At 37.0% G+C, this 14,274-nt stretch carries 14 protein-coding genes and 1 pseudogene; 12 read left to right on the top strand and 3 right to left on the bottom strand.

The window, feature by feature from the left end; translation table 11 throughout:
- Nucleotides 1–45 precede the first annotated feature (45 nt).
- Entirely contained in the window at nt 46–780 is a 735-nt protein-coding gene (locus tag SMA_RS03840; RefSeq protein WP_014294313.1) for a PHP domain-containing protein, read from the top strand.
- A 60-nt stretch (nt 781–840) separates the two neighbouring features.
- On the opposite strand, the gene SMA_RS10860 is transcribed toward SMA_RS03840, so the two are convergent.
- On the bottom strand, nt 841–1,017 hold the full coding sequence (locus SMA_RS10860; RefSeq protein WP_014294314.1) for a DUF3042 family protein: 177 nt from the start codon (nt 1,015–1,017) through the stop codon (nt 841–843).
- A 187-nt stretch (nt 1,018–1,204) separates the two neighbouring features.
- On the opposite strand from SMA_RS10860, the gene miaA reads away from it, so the two are divergent.
- The 7 genes from miaA to SMA_RS11975 all read left to right on the top strand — a co-directional run bounded on the left by miaA (nt 1,205) and on the right by SMA_RS11975 (nt 8,760).
- Complete coding sequence (miaA, locus tag SMA_RS03845; protein ID WP_014294315.1) at nt 1,205–2,092, top strand: tRNA (adenosine(37)-N6)-dimethylallyltransferase MiaA; 888 nt, start codon at nt 1,205–1,207, stop codon at nt 2,090–2,092.
- Between the two features lie 138 nt (nt 2,093–2,230).
- Nucleotides 2,231–3,469: a GTPase HflX gene (gene hflX / locus SMA_RS03850; protein WP_014294316.1), complete on the top strand. Its 1,239-nt coding sequence runs from the start codon at nt 2,231–2,233 to the stop codon at nt 3,467–3,469.
- Nucleotides 3,462–4,100: a cystathionine beta-lyase gene (locus SMA_RS03855; RefSeq protein ID WP_014294317.1), complete on the top strand. Its 639-nt coding sequence runs from the start codon at nt 3,462–3,464 to the stop codon at nt 4,098–4,100. The genes hflX and SMA_RS03855 overlap by 8 nt, the downstream gene beginning before the upstream one ends.
- A 39-nt stretch (nt 4,101–4,139) precedes the next feature.
- Nucleotides 4,140–5,069, top strand: coding sequence for a ribonuclease Z (gene rnz, locus SMA_RS03860; protein ID WP_014294318.1), 930 nt, complete (start codon nt 4,140–4,142; stop codon nt 5,067–5,069).
- Nucleotides 5,066–5,824, top strand: coding sequence for an SDR family NAD(P)-dependent oxidoreductase (locus tag SMA_RS03865; RefSeq protein WP_014294319.1), 759 nt, complete (start codon nt 5,066–5,068; stop codon nt 5,822–5,824). The genes rnz and SMA_RS03865 overlap by 4 nt, the downstream gene beginning before the upstream one ends.
- Nucleotides 5,825–5,865: 41 nt before the next feature.
- The gene (gene recJ / locus SMA_RS03870) at nt 5,866–8,073 is read left to right on the top strand and encodes a single-stranded-DNA-specific exonuclease RecJ (RefSeq protein ID WP_014294320.1); all 2,208 of its coding nucleotides are present in this window, start codon (nt 5,866–5,868) and stop codon (nt 8,071–8,073) included.
- 561 nt (nt 8,074–8,634) lie between these two features.
- Nucleotides 8,635–8,760 (top strand): hypothetical protein, encoded by a 126-nt coding sequence (locus tag SMA_RS11975; RefSeq protein WP_014294322.1) that lies wholly within the window; start codon nt 8,635–8,637, stop codon nt 8,758–8,760.
- A 90-nt stretch (nt 8,761–8,850) separates the two neighbouring features.
- On the opposite strand, the gene SMA_RS11980 is transcribed toward SMA_RS11975, so the two are convergent.
- Nucleotides 8,851–9,468 (bottom strand): hypothetical protein, encoded by a 618-nt coding sequence (locus SMA_RS11980; RefSeq protein WP_014294323.1) that lies wholly within the window; start codon nt 9,466–9,468, stop codon nt 8,851–8,853.
- A 538-nt stretch (nt 9,469–10,006) separates the two neighbouring features.
- Nucleotides 10,007–10,711 carry a CPBP family intramembrane glutamic endopeptidase gene (locus tag SMA_RS03885; RefSeq protein WP_014294325.1) on the bottom strand — a complete coding sequence of 235 codons (705 nt, stop codon included), beginning with the start codon at nt 10,709–10,711 and terminating at the stop codon, nt 10,007–10,009.
- 274 nt (nt 10,712–10,985) lie between these two features.
- Here SMA_RS03885 and bsh point away from each other — a divergent pair.
- The 4 genes and pseudogenes from bsh (at nt 10,986) to metA (ending at nt 14,221) form a co-directional block, all read left to right on the top strand.
- A pseudogene (gene bsh / locus SMA_RS03890) lies at nt 10,986–11,965 on the top strand (choloylglycine hydrolase).
- Between the two features lie 16 nt (nt 11,966–11,981).
- Nucleotides 11,982–12,509, top strand: coding sequence for a hypothetical protein (locus SMA_RS03895; protein ID WP_014294326.1), 528 nt, complete (start codon nt 11,982–11,984; stop codon nt 12,507–12,509).
- A gap of 142 nt (nt 12,510–12,651) precedes the next feature.
- A complete protein-coding gene (locus SMA_RS03900; RefSeq protein WP_014294327.1) occupies nt 12,652–13,170 on the top strand; it encodes an adenine phosphoribosyltransferase in 519 nt (172 codons plus the stop codon).
- Nucleotides 13,171–13,276: 106 nt separating this feature from the next.
- The gene (metA, locus tag SMA_RS03905) at nt 13,277–14,221 is read left to right on the top strand and encodes a homoserine O-acetyltransferase MetA (protein ID WP_014294328.1); all 945 of its coding nucleotides are present in this window, start codon (nt 13,277–13,279) and stop codon (nt 14,219–14,221) included.
- Nucleotides 14,222–14,274: the final 53 nt, after the last annotated feature.

A 14,274-nucleotide genomic window follows, 5' to 3' on the forward strand; every position in this document is an offset into this window, starting at 1 on the left:
TGGGGATTAAAGGACATATAACATAAATACAGCGAGGTAAAACCAATGCGTGACAATCACTTACACACACATTTTTCTTATGATTCGGATGCTCGATTCGAAGATTACTTAGAGCATTATGACGGCGACATTGTGACAACAGAGCACTACGATTTATCAAATCCTTATACGAAACAAGATAACATTCCTGATTATGACGTTTATTCTAAGGAAATAGCTGAGCTGAATGCCAAATATGGTAATCGCATCAAGCGTGGCATTGAAATTGGTTATTATGAGCCACGCGAGGCAGATATTACAGCTTTCTTGGCAAATAAAGATTATGATTTGAAACTATTGTCAGTTCACCACAATGGTATTAATGATTATCTAGATGATGAAGTGATTGACATGGATAAAAATGCTATTATTCAAGAATATCTCGACAAATTGGAACATGCTATTGGTCGTGTAGAGGCAGACGTTTTAGCTCATTTTGATTATGGTTTTCGACTTTTTGAGGTTTCTGTGGCAGAATTACAATCCTATGAAGAACAGCTCCGCCGCATTTTCCAAAAAATGATTGATTTTGATTTGGCATTTGAGTTAAATAGTAAATCAATGTACCTCTATCATCACGAGAACCTTTATCGCTATGCTTTAGGCTTGGTAAGAGAATTAGGGGGACATAAGTATTCCATTGGCTCAGACGGGCACAAATTGGAGCATTTTCGCTTAGCTTTTGACAAAATCCAAGCATTGCTAGACGAATGTGATATCAAAGAATGGGAGATTTTGTAAAGAATACAAAAAACGCTATGAGCAATCTAACTCATAGCGTTTTTTATACTTTTTTAGCAATTAGTGAGAAACACGTTTGCGGGCTGCTTTTTTACGGTTTTCTTGAATGAAAGCAGCTTTTTCTTCTTCAGGATCAATAATATTTTTCTTAATCGCAAAAATAGCGCCAGCAACAGTAGCGGCAGTAGCTACAACTCCAGTAGCAAGTCCTTTAGCAAATGCAAATTTTTTAGCCATAATAATTCTCCTCCTTACTGATAAGAACAGCGGGCAAAATCGATAATACACATTATTAGCAACGGAACGCAAGCTTCTTGTCCAGTCGCCTTTGTGTTATAATAATGGTAACGAAAAATGACTTAAAATTCAAGTGAAAACGTTATTTTTATTAAAAAATAGGGCTTAGGACGGATATAAAGACGAGATGTCAGAAAAAATAAAATTAATTGCAGTAGTTGGTCCAACGGCAGTTGGAAAAACAGCTTTGGGAATTGAGTTGGCACAACAATTTAATGGTGAAATCATCAGCGGCGATAGCCAACAAGTTTATCGTCATTTGGACATTGGAACGGCTAAGGCAACTCCTGAAGAACAGGCGGCAGCTCCGCATCATTTAATCGATGTGCGTGATGTTGATGCCAATTATTCTGTTTACGATTTTGTGGTGGAAGCCAGTCAAGCGATTACGGAGATTGCCAGTCGTGGCAAAGTACCTATTATCGTTGGTGGCACAGGCTTGTATTTGCAGAGCTTGCTTGAAGGGTATCACCTAGGCGGCGAGGTTGACCAAGAAAAAGTCTTGGCTTATCGCAAAACCTTGGAACAATTGTCAGATGAGGTTTTATTTGGAAAAATAGCAGAGCTGAGAAAAGAGATTCCAGAGATAAACCGTCGCCGTGCCATTCGTGTCTTGGAACTAGCCAAGTTTGGGCAAAATCTTGAAAACAAAGAAACGAATTACGAGGCGCTTCTCATTGGGTTAAATGATGACCGTCAGGTGCTTTATGACCATATCAATCACCGTGTTGACCTGATGCTTGAAAAGGGTATTTTGGATGAAGCTAAATGGCTTTATGATAATCACCGTAATGCTCAAGCAGCGCGAGCGATTGGTTATAAAGAGCTTTTTCCATATTTTACAGGCGACGCTTCTTTGGAAGACTGTGTCGAAAAACTCAAGCAGAACACGCGCCGTTTCGCCAAGCGACAATTGACGTGGTTCAGAAATCGCATGGCTGTCAATTTTTATACTGTTTCAGAAGCTGATTTTAAAGAAACTGTTATTCAAGACGTTAACGAATTTTTAAAGTAGTGTAACCCTATGTAAGGAGTTTCATTTGTCATAGAAATTATAATGAAATGTCAGAAGAGAGTAACAGGGTCTCTGACACTTTTTAGAACTTTTTATGTTATAATGATAGTTACGGATTAAAGAGAAAGGGGTGAGCAGATGATTGAAACAAGCAAACGTCAGGAGCGTGTTATTTTACTAGGTGTTGAGTTGCCAGAGACGGAAAATTTTGAGATGTCAATGGAAGAATTAGCTTCTCTAGCTAAGACGGCAGGGGCAGAAGTTGTCTCTTCTTATCGTCAAAAGCGTGAAAAATACGACAGTAAGTCTTTGATTGGTTCGGGCAAATTAGCCGAGATTAAAGCGATTGTGGAAGCTGATGAGATTGACACCGTTATTGTCAATGACCGCCTTACTCCTCGGCAAAATGTCAACTTGGAAGTTGAACTTGGTGTCAAAGTGATTGACCGTATGCAGTTAATTCTGGATATTTTTGCCATGCGGGCACGTAGTCATGAGGGAAAATTGCAAGTTCATCTCGCTCAGCTCAAATACATGTTGCCACGTCTTGTTGGACAAGGGGTTATGTTGAGTCGACAAGCTGGTGGTATCGGTAGCCGTGGTCCTGGTGAAAGTCAATTAGAACTTAATCGCCGCTCAATTCGTCATCAAATTTCAGATATTGAACGTCAACTAAAGGTTGTGGAAAAAAATCGTGAAACAGGTCGTGATAAACGCACCGAATCACAAGTGTTTAAAATCGGTTTAATTGGTTACACCAATGCTGGTAAATCAACGATTATGAACATTTTAACCAATGATAAACAGTATGAAGCTGATGAATTGTTTGCAACCTTGGTTGCAACAACCAAACAAATTTATTTACAAAATCAATTTCAGGTGACGCTGACGGATACTGTTGGATTTATCCAAAATTTACCGACAGAGCTGGTTGCTGCGTTTAAGTCAACTTTGGAAGAAAGTCGTAACGTTGACCTTTTGTTGCACGTTATTGATGCCAGCGACCCAAATCATGCGGAGCATGAAAAAGTGGTTTTGAATTTGTTAAAAGAGCTGGACATGCTAGATATTCCGCGCTTAGCTGTTTATAACAAAATGGATGTTGCGGAGCATTTGGTGGCAACAACTTTCCCAAATGTGTGTATTTCTGCGCGTGATAAGGACGCTCGCACACTCTTACGCCGTTTGCTTATCAATGAAATTCGTGAGATTTTTGAGCCATTTAGCATTCGTGTTCACCAAAGTCAGGCTTACAAATTGTATGAGTTAAATAAAATTGCTTTGCTAGACCATTATGACTTTGCTCAAGAATACGAAACTATTACTGGCTACATCAATCCTAAAAATAAATGGAGACTAGAAGAATTTTATGACTGATTATATAAGCTTGGCTTTAAAATACGGTGGTTTTACATCACTCGATAAAGTTTATTTACAAAATACCTTGGAGCAGTTGACGGATGAGCAAAAACTCAGTTTTATCACACCACCACCAAGTGTTATCAATGCTTATTTTGCGGAAATGTATCAAAAACAATCTCCAGAAGCCGCAACAGATTATTATTTTGAATTATCTAAAGAATTGCATTTGTTAAATGCTAACCCATCTTTTGATGAATACAAGCCCTTTATTCGCTTGAATTTATCAGGAAAATCATATGGTTTTACCTATGAAAATGACAAAGAAGTAGCGCGTGTTTTTTCTGAAAAGAATGAGGCACTAGCTGCAGATGTTTTGTTTGAATTGGCACAGCTTTTCCCACAATACAAGGTTTATGTGGAAGAAGGACACGTAAAAATGTCAAAAATTGATTTTGATGAAGAGGTCCTTGAGGACCTAACGCCACAAGAAAGTCTGCTCAGCCATGTTTCAAAATTAAAAGGAAATGTGGTTAAGCTACAAAGTTTTAATCGTGATGAATTAGTAGAATTACTAGCTCACTACAAAGGACAAGTTTATTATACCTTTGACCAACGTGAATTCATCGCTTATGTAAAAGTACAGTAGAGGAAAGGAGATAAAAACTTCGGTTTTTATCATTATAGAATGGAATTACAATTTTTGGGAACAGGAGCAGGTCAGCCATCAAAGTCACGTAATGTGTCAAGTTTGGTTTTGAAGCTACTTGATGAAATCAATGAGGTCTGGATGTTTGACTGTGGCGAAGGCACACAGCGTCAGATTTTAGAAACAACAATCAAACCGCGTAAAGTTAAGCGCATTTTTATCACGCATTTGCATGGAGACCATATTTTTGGTTTGCCTGGATTTTTGGCTAGCCGAGCTTTTCAAGCAAACGAGGAACAAACAGACCTTGATGTTTACGGTCCTATTGGTATTCGTTCGTATATTTTAAATAGCTTGCGCTTGTCAGGAGCACGCTTGCCATATCGCATTCATTTCCATGAATTTGACGAGAATAGCCTTGGTAAGGTTATGGAAACTGATAAATTTGTGGTTTACGCGGAAAAACTTGATCATACGATTTTCTGTATTGGTTATCGTGTGATGCAAAAAGATTTAGAAGGAACGCTTGATGCTGAGGCTCTGAAGGCTGCTGGTGTGCCTTTCGGACCGCTTTTTGGCAAAATCAAGAGTGGGCAAGATGTTATCCTAGAAGACGGAAAAAAAATCATTGCTAAGGATTACATTTCAGCACCGAAAAAAGGAAAAATTATTACTATTTTAGGTGACACACGTAAGACAGATGCTAGTGTTCGTCTTGGTTTAGGAGCTGATATTTTAGTTCACGAATCAACTTATGGCAAAGGTGATGAAAAAATTGCGCGTAAACATGGTCATTCAACGAACATGCAAGCCGCGCAAATTGCCAAAGAGGCGTCAGCTAAAACGCTTTTGCTTAACCACATTAGTCCTCGTTTTCTCGGACGTGAGTGCAAACAAGTCGAAAATGATGCCAAAACAGTCTTTGAAAACACGCACCTTGTTAAAGATTTGGAAGAAATTAGCTTATGAGAATTATAGCCATTACAGGGGCAACAGGTGGTATTGCTCAAGAAATCATCAAACTCATCCCAAAAGACGATTATGTGATTACCTTGGGACGTGATTTAAAGAAATTAAAAATACATTATGGCAATCGTCCAAACACAGCTTGCTTTGCCCTTGATATGTCAAGCGATGTAGCGATTGCTGAAACGGTTGAAAAAATCAATGCTATCCATGGACGCATTGATATTTTTATCAATAATGCTGGGTATGGAGATTTTAGTGATTTCGATACTTATACCACGGCGCAAATTCGTGACATGTTTGATGTTAATACCTTTGCAACAATGACGTTTTCACGTTTAGTGGGGCAAAAGATGAAAAAGGCAGAGAAAGGTCATATTATCAATATTGCTAGCATTGCAGGCTTGATTGCTTCTGCCAAATCTTCTGTTTATTCTGCAACAAAATTTGCTGTGATTGGTTTTTCAAATGCTTTGCGACTAGAATTAGCTGATAGCAATGTTTACGTGACGACTGTCAACCCTGGACCGATTGCAACGAAATTTTTTGATAAAGCAGACCCGTCAGGAGACTATCTTAAAAGTGTTGGGCGGTTTGTTTTACAGCCAGAATACGTTGCAAAACGCACCGTTGCCATTTTTGGCAAGAATAAGCGTGAGCTAAATATGCCTTGGTCGCTTGCGGCAGCTCACAAAGCTTACACACTTTTCCCAAGAATCGCAGATTTTCTAGCTCGAAAAGTATTTAATTACAAATAAAACAAGCGTCGTTTCAACTCTACATAAGAAGTGAGAAGTGAATGATAACAAGTAAATACAATTGGAAAAATATTGAAAAAGAGCCAGATAATGGCTTTTTTGAACTGACAAAAAAAGAAAAGCTAACAGAATTAGCTAGTCAGATTCTTTATAGCCGAGGTGTTGATACGGCAGAAAAAATGAATCAATTTTTATCAACGGATTTGTCACAATTGCATGATCCTTACCTTTTACATGACATGGATAAAGCGGTTGTGCGTATTCGCCAAGCCATTGAGAACTACGAGCAAATTTTGGTTTATGGTGATTATGATGCTGACGGAATGACTAGTGCCAGTATTATGAAAGAAGCCCTTGAAATGTTAGGCGCTGAAGCTCAAGTTTATCTGCCAAATCGTTTCACAGACGGATACGGTCCCAATGAATCGGTCTATAAATATTTCATTGAGCAGCAAAACGTTTCTTTGATTATCACGGTGGACAATGGCGTAGCAGGGCACGAAGCGATTGCCTACGCACAAAGTCAGGGGGTAGATGTTATTGTGACAGACCACCACAGTTTGCCAGTAGAGCTACCAGAAGCATTTGCGATTGTGCACCCAGAACACCCAAAAGCTGATTATCCGTTCAAATATCTGGCTGGCTGTGGCGTTGCTTTCAAAGTCGCTTGTGCTTTGCTAGAATCTATTCCGACAGAAATGCTTGATCTGGTGGCAATTGGAACAATTGCTGATATGGTGAGTTTGACTGATGAAAACCGTATTATGGTTAAAGTCGGACTTGAAATTCTGAAACAAACCGAACGCATTGGTCTGATTGAATTGATGAAAGTCTCAGACGTGGATATGGCAGATGTCAATGAAGAAACGGTTGGTTTCAAAATTGCTCCGCAGCTAAATGCACTTGGTCGCCTAGATGATCCAAATCCTGCTGTCGAATTATTGACTGGCTTTGATGATGAAGAAGCGCATAACATTGCCAAGATGATTAATGCTAAAAACGAAGAACGCAAGGAAATTGTTCAGAAAATCTTCGATGAAGCCATGAGCATGGTTGATTTGGAAAAGCCAGTGCAAGTATTGGCTAAAGAAGGCTGGCACCCAGGCGTTTTAGGAATTGTCGCAGGGCGTATTTCAGAACAAATCGCGCAGCCAGTGATTGTTTTAAATATCGAAGATGGGCTTGCTAAAGGTTCAGCCAGAAGTATTGAGACCATTAATATTTTCCATGCTCTTGATGAGCACCGTGACTTATTTGAAGCCTTTGGTGGACATGCTGGTGCTGCTGGAATGACCTTGGTGACTGAAAATCTTGATAAATTATTACAAGTTTTGTGTGATTATATTGCTGAAAATGATATTGACTTATCACAGAAAAAAGAGCTTGTTATTGATGAGGTTCTGGAGCTATCAGAGATTGACCTTGATACCGTGCAAAGTCTTGAAAAATTGGCACCATTTGGCATGGACAATCCAAAACCAGTTTTTGAAATTAAAGATTTTGTGGTGAAACAAGCACGCACTATGGGGCAAAATGGTGCGCATTTAAAATTAAAAATTGCCCAAGGCACAACGGCAATTGATCTTGTTGCCTTTAATCAAGGACATCTGGCGCAGGAATTTCAACAAGCACAAAATCTTTGCCTTGCAACGACCTTATCGATTAATAAGTGGAATGGTCAAATGACTGTACAATTAATGTTGGAAGATGCGCATGTTGAGGGTGTTCAGTTGATTGATATTCGCTCCAAAACGGCTAGCCTTCCAGAACGTGTTCCAGTATTGGCTGAAGACAGCACGGCAAATGAAGTTGTGGTGTTAGACATTCCTGATAAGGCTGAAGAATTGAAATCACTCTTTGTCGGTCGTCATTTTGAAGCCGTTTATTTTAAAAATCATATTAAACGTGCTTATTATCTGACAGGCTATGGCACGCGTGACCAATTTGCTAAGCTTTATAAAACTATTTATCAATTCCCAGAATTTGATGTCCGCTACAAGTTGAAAGATTTGAGTCAATACCTTAACATCCCTGATATTTTGCTCATTAAAATGATTCAGATTTTTGATGAATTAGATTTTGTAACTATCACAGATGGTGTTATGGTCGTCAACAAAGATGCCCAGAAACGTAGTATTTCAGAAAGCCAAATCTACCAAGACCTCAAACAACAAGTTGAATTTCAAGAGCTAATGGCACTCGGAACCCCACAAGAAATTTACGATTGGCTGACTGATGAAGATGACTAAAAATAATCTCCTTGGAATATTATAGTTCCAAGGAGATTATTAATTTGTTATTTCAAACTAAATCGAATATTAAGTTTTGTTAATAAAAATGTTAGTTTGATATTTATTTTAAGCTTTGTTTAAGGCATAATAGAAAGCGTAACTATTTGGGAAAAGGAGATAAAAAATGGTCAGTGGATTCATCTGATAAAATTACTAACTATGGTTATTCTGGTTTGCAAAAATCAATGTCAGGACATTCCTTCTATTAAAAATAGTGATTCATTAAAAACAGTTACGATAGGCGCAATCTTATGGTGGCTGTTTTTTTATTTTCCTAGGTCTCAAGGCTGATTTTTAATGTGTAAGCCGTTTTATTTAGTTTTGTTTAAGTAAAACGCCGTATGCTACTTACTATAATCTTTAAAAGCAATGAAAGGAAAGAGCGAAGTTCTCTTGGTAAAGTAATATGCCTAATAATTTTGATCGAGCTCCTGGTGGACCTGGTGGTTTTGATGGACCTCGTTCCCTCATCGCCCACCTTAAGGTTATCGAAGAGGCGGATTTGGTCTTGGGAGTATTTTGCTAGCAGGTTCGGCAGCGGCTGCAGCAGGGGCTTTGATTGGTAAAGCTTTACAAAATCAAACGCAAAATACCACTAGAAAGACAAAAGACGTTACTAATGATGATGACGGTTTTGTTTGGTAAATGACTAAAAAAGTAAGAATATCATATCGTTAATTATGTATCATACAAAAAAATTCACCTAGACTCATAAAAGAGCTAGGTGAATCTTTTTTAATTTCGGTTTTTCAAGCCGTCTTTTGGTGTGGTAAATGGGATACTGTCAGAAACTTGGGTGTTTGTGATACCCAATTCTGCCAAGATTTCAAGGAATGGTTTGACATAGGTATCTTCTGGATAATTATGTTTGACATCAATGGTGAATTTACCGCTGGTACAAATCATATTAATTGAAAGTCCGATTGTTCCTGCGCTGTAAAGGTGAATACTATTAATATATTGCTCGTTTTCGTTGAGAATGAATTGTCCAATGTAGCTAATGGTGTAAGTGTTGAGTTGAATATTTTCCATGAAAGCTAATAGTTTTTGTTTCTCTTCAAATGACGGCGCTTCATCTAGTTTATTATAAAGTCCGATGATACCATTAGCCTCTTTGTTAAAGAAATCAATGTCTTTTTGTTGATTGAGATAAGTCCGATAGTTGGTAGTAATTTCCTTAAACGTTTTGCTTGTATCGTTTTTGGTATATGGTAGAATCATTGATTTGACAGTATTTTTAAAGGTATTTTCATAACCAAGTGCTGCACGCATATCGGTGGCAATGTTAGCATTGATTGGTTTGTCAAAATCTGGGAAAAGTTTGGCAATGGCTTGACACCGCGACCGTCGCAAAGAGCATGGTGAAAAGCAAAATAAGCAGAATTTTTATGATAAGTGACTTCTACCAAATGTTCATTAGTGCGCAGGCTGCCAAGTTTTCCAAGGTTTTTGGTGAGATGTGCAACCATGGCGACAGGACTTTGTACGATGTAAAAGTCACCGTCTAGCTCAATCAAACGTGTATTAATGTATAGAAAACGCATTAAGGTATAACGAATCGCTTCGGTCAAATCGCTATCAGAGACACGTTCTTTAAAACGAACCTCAAAAATTTTGCTATCCATGCCTTGGTTCATATCAAGATAAGATTGTCCTGAACGTACCTTATCCAAGCTATCATCAGTGGTTGACCCTGATTGGTTGATAAGATGCTCTTTATGCATACGTCCTAATTGATTGGCAGTTTGTTTTAATTGTTTAAACATATTGACACCTCCTATTTGGCATTATTATAAAATATTATGATAATGAAAAAACCGACAAGTTCTTGCTGAACTGTCGGTTTTTGAGAGTATAAATTTATAAATTAGTTTCTTGCTGATTAAGATTTTTATCTAAACAGTGTAATGATAGAAAAAAGTGCTAGTGGCAAATAAATAATAATGAGTGTTAACCACGAATTTACATCAACTGTTCCGGATGTAATCGTTGGCTGAAAATCGATTAAAGCGTGAATTAGGGTGGGTAGCCAAAGTGAATTAGCAGTTATGCGGACAATAGCAAAGACTAAACCTATCACTGTTGCATAGAACACTTGTTGTAAAACAGCTTGGACTGGTCTATGTATGATATTGACCAAATGCAGTAGCCCAAATATTGCTGAGGAGATTAGTGATGTTAATATTAATTTAAAACGATTATTTTGGAAAAGATTTAAAATGCCGGAGAAAAATAATCTTCGCACTAAAAATTCTTCAAATCTTCCCGCCAATAATGCAACCAGCAGAGAAGGTAGAAAGAGTCCAAACCCGCCCGATAAGACTCCTTGAATATTATCTCCAATATTTAAAGCTACTATTAAAAAGGCAATAAAAAGTAAAATTAAGATTGTTAGCCAAATTTTAGACATTCTTGATAGTTTAATAGACTTGTTAAATAACTTTTCAGATTTGATAAAGTAATAACAAACACCAGCTAAATTAACGCTAAGCAAAAATCTTAGAGAAACGTCAACAACTGTAGCTTCCGTGCTTATATTTTGTAGAAAATTAGAATTTATGATGAACACTATAAAAACGACTGTTCCAACTGTCAATTATAAAATGCCATTACTTTTTTTCATTGAATCTATAATCAAGTTTAGAATCCTCTATTTTAAGTATTGCATAATTAATACAATAATATTGTTGCATACTATTTTAGTCAACAAATTGTATAAAATCAGATAATTAGTTAGCCAAATAATTGAATTAAAAAAGATTAGAATTATAATAAAAATATAAAGAACATTGGATATCAAGACCTTGTTCGTTTTGATATAGATTGCTAGCTTGGTCTTGTTGGCTTTCTTATTAGAAGGAGATAGCTCTATGTGTACAGCTATAACTTATCATACTAAAGATAATTACTTTGGTCGAAATCTTGACTTAGACTTTTCTTATCATGAAGAGGTCACGATTTTCCCTAGAAATTACCCTCTTTCGTTTAAATATGAGACAAAGCAAGATAATCATTTAGCTATTATTGGAATGGCAACAGTTGCAGATGATTATCCTCTGTTTTATGATGCTACAAATGAAAAAGGTTGAGTATGGCAGGATTAAATTTCCCAGAAAACGCTGATTTTAAACCAGCGAAAGAAGGTAAAACAAATGTTGCTTCTTTTGAATTTATTCTTTAGGTATTATCACAATGTGAAACCTTAGCAGAAGTACGTAGCTTATGTCAAAATTTGAACTTAACCAATGATGCTTTTAGTAAAAACTTTCCTGTATCACCTTTACATTGGATGCTTTCAGATAACAAAGAATCGATTGTTGTTGAACCTGTGAAGGGAAAAGTAACTATTTATGATAATCCAACTGGTGTTTTAACTAATAAGCCAACTTTTGATAAACAGTTATTTAATCTTAACAATTTCCATCATTTATCTCCAAAAGTATCTGATAATAAATTTTCAGATGCCTTAAATTTAGATATTTACAGTCGTGGCATGGGAGGATTAGGACTTCCAGGTGATTTGTCATCAATGTCTCGTTTTGTTAAAGTAGCATTTACAAAATTAAATGCAGTAGCTGATAGTTCTGAAGCTAGCAGTGTTAATCAATTCTTCCATATTTTAAAATCTGTTGAACAACAAAAAGGCTTATGTTATGTTGATGAAAGCGATGGATATGAATACACTATTTATAGTTCTTGTATGAACGCTGATAAGGAGATTTATTACTACACAACTTATGAAAATTCACAAGTAACAGCAGTTGATATGCATCAAGAAAATCTTGATAGCAGTCAGTTAATTCGTTACCCTCTTCAAAAAGAATGGAATGTATTTTATCAAAATAAGTAGCAATCAAGGTGATAAGATGACTACATACAAAGATTTGTTAATAGATAATCTTAATCGTGCTTACGAGCGATTCGAGCGTGCTTTTAATGGTGTGACGATAGAGGAAACTGATCGTTTCCCTGTGGCGAATCAAGCGCCGCAGATTAAATCCATGACTTGGCTAGCTTGGCATACCGCACGAGAGCTCGATTTTCAAATTGCCGATTTGGCAGATGAAAAGCCAATCTGGCATATCCAAAATTGGAAAGCAGAATTTCTCTTTACTATAGCTGACGATGTCCAAGATTGGGCGCATAGTTTATCAGAAGCACGCTTAATTCAAAGTGATAATAGGGAAGCTTTATTCGGGTATTTAAAGGCTGCTACAATAGCAGCGATAAATTATGTTGAAACTCTAACAGAATCCAGTTTAGATGATATCGTTGATAACAATTGGACGCCAGCAGTCACACGCGGTGTGCGTCTGGTCTCCATTATCAATGATGCCAGCATGCAGTCTGGTCAAGTTTTTTACAGCCGACGATTGCTTGGCTTAGTAGACTAATAATTTAAGGGAATCTCAAAGGTGAGGTTCCCTTTAGTAGGAGAAATTAAAAAATCTATTATTTATTTCCCCGATTTCTCTAAAATATGCTATAATGAAATGTAAAAACATTTTTTGGCAAAAAGCCCATAGAAGGAAGAAAATGGATTTAAAAAAATATATCGCTACAATTGAAAACTATCCTAAAGAAGGAATCACTTTCCGTGATATTACTCCTTTGATGGCAGATGGAAATGCTTATAGCTATGCTGTTCGCGAAATTGTACAGTATGCTACTGACAAAAAGATTGACATGATCGTCGGTCCAGAGGCACGCGGATTTATCGTCGGTTGCCCTGTTGCCTTTGAACTCGGAATTGGCTTCGCACCAGTTCGTAAACCTGGTAAATTGCCACGTGAAGTAATCTCAGCTGATTACCAAAAAGAATACGGCATTGATACATTATGTATGCACGCTGACGCTATTAAACCTGGACAACGTGTTCTTATCGTTGACGACCTTTTGGCAACAGGTGGTACTGTTAAAGCAACTATCGAAATGGTAGAACGCCTTGGCGGTGTTGTAGCTGGATGTGCTTTCCTTGTTGAATTGGACGGATTGAACGGACGTAAAGCACTTGAAGGTTACGATACAAAAGTTTTAATGAATTTCCCAGGGTAATTATAGCTAAAAACTATAACTGCTTAGAGAAATTATATAATTGAAAACTATATCTCCATATTTTATAATATTACGTAAGACAATATTATAGAATGGAGATATTTTCATGCCAATAAAACTTGATAAAGAACTGCCGGCGTTAGACATTTTACGTAAAGAGAATGTCTTCATTATGGATAATAAACGTGCTAAACATCAAGATATTAGACCAATGGATTTTCTCATTGTCAACTTGATGCCAACAAAAGAAGTAACAGAGACACAGCTTTTACGCCTGTTAGCCAATACGCCTTTGCAGATTAATGTTGAGTTTCTTTATATGACGAGTCATGAGTCTAAAAATACAACTGCTGAACATTTAGAAACTTTTTACAAAACATTTGACGATGTGCGACATAAGTATTACGATGGATTAATCATAACAGGTGCTCCTGTTGAAACTTTGGATTATGAAGAAGTTGATTACTGGAGCGAACTTTGTCAAATCTTTGATTGGTCTAAAACACACGTTTATTCAACTCTTCATCTTTGTTGGGGAGCACAAGCGGGTTTATACTATAAATACGGTATCAAAAAAGTTTTGTTAGACTGTAAGTTATCAGGTATTTTTTCACAAGACGTTGTTAGTCCTGAAAATCCTATCGTACGTGGATTCGACGATAGTTTTATGGCGCCACATTCACGTTATACCGAGGTGCGTCGTGAAGACGTTGAAAAAATTGATGACTTGGAAGTTATTGCGGCTAGTGAAGCTGTTGGCTTGTCTATTGTGGCTAGTAAAGATTTGCGTGAAGTTTATAGTTTTGGACATTTAGAATATGATCGAGAAACCCTTGATAGGGAATATAAACGTGATGTTAAGGTTGGAAAAAATCCTAACATTCCAGAACACTATTATTTGAATGACGACCCCGCCCAAAATGTGCCAATGCACTGGAATTTGGCAGCAACAACATTCTTTAGTAACTGGATTAATTATGCTGTTTATCAGGAAACTCCATATTCATTGGAAGAACTGGAAAAAGACTTTTCATTTTATGGTTACCTATAATCAGACAGGGCTGATTTTCTGACAATAAAACGTGCTAAATCTCTATCTCGGAT

It is taken from the genome of Streptococcus macedonicus ACA-DC 198, assembly GCA_000283635.1.
Classification (GTDB): domain Bacteria; phylum Bacillota; class Bacilli; order Lactobacillales; family Streptococcaceae; genus Streptococcus; species Streptococcus macedonicus.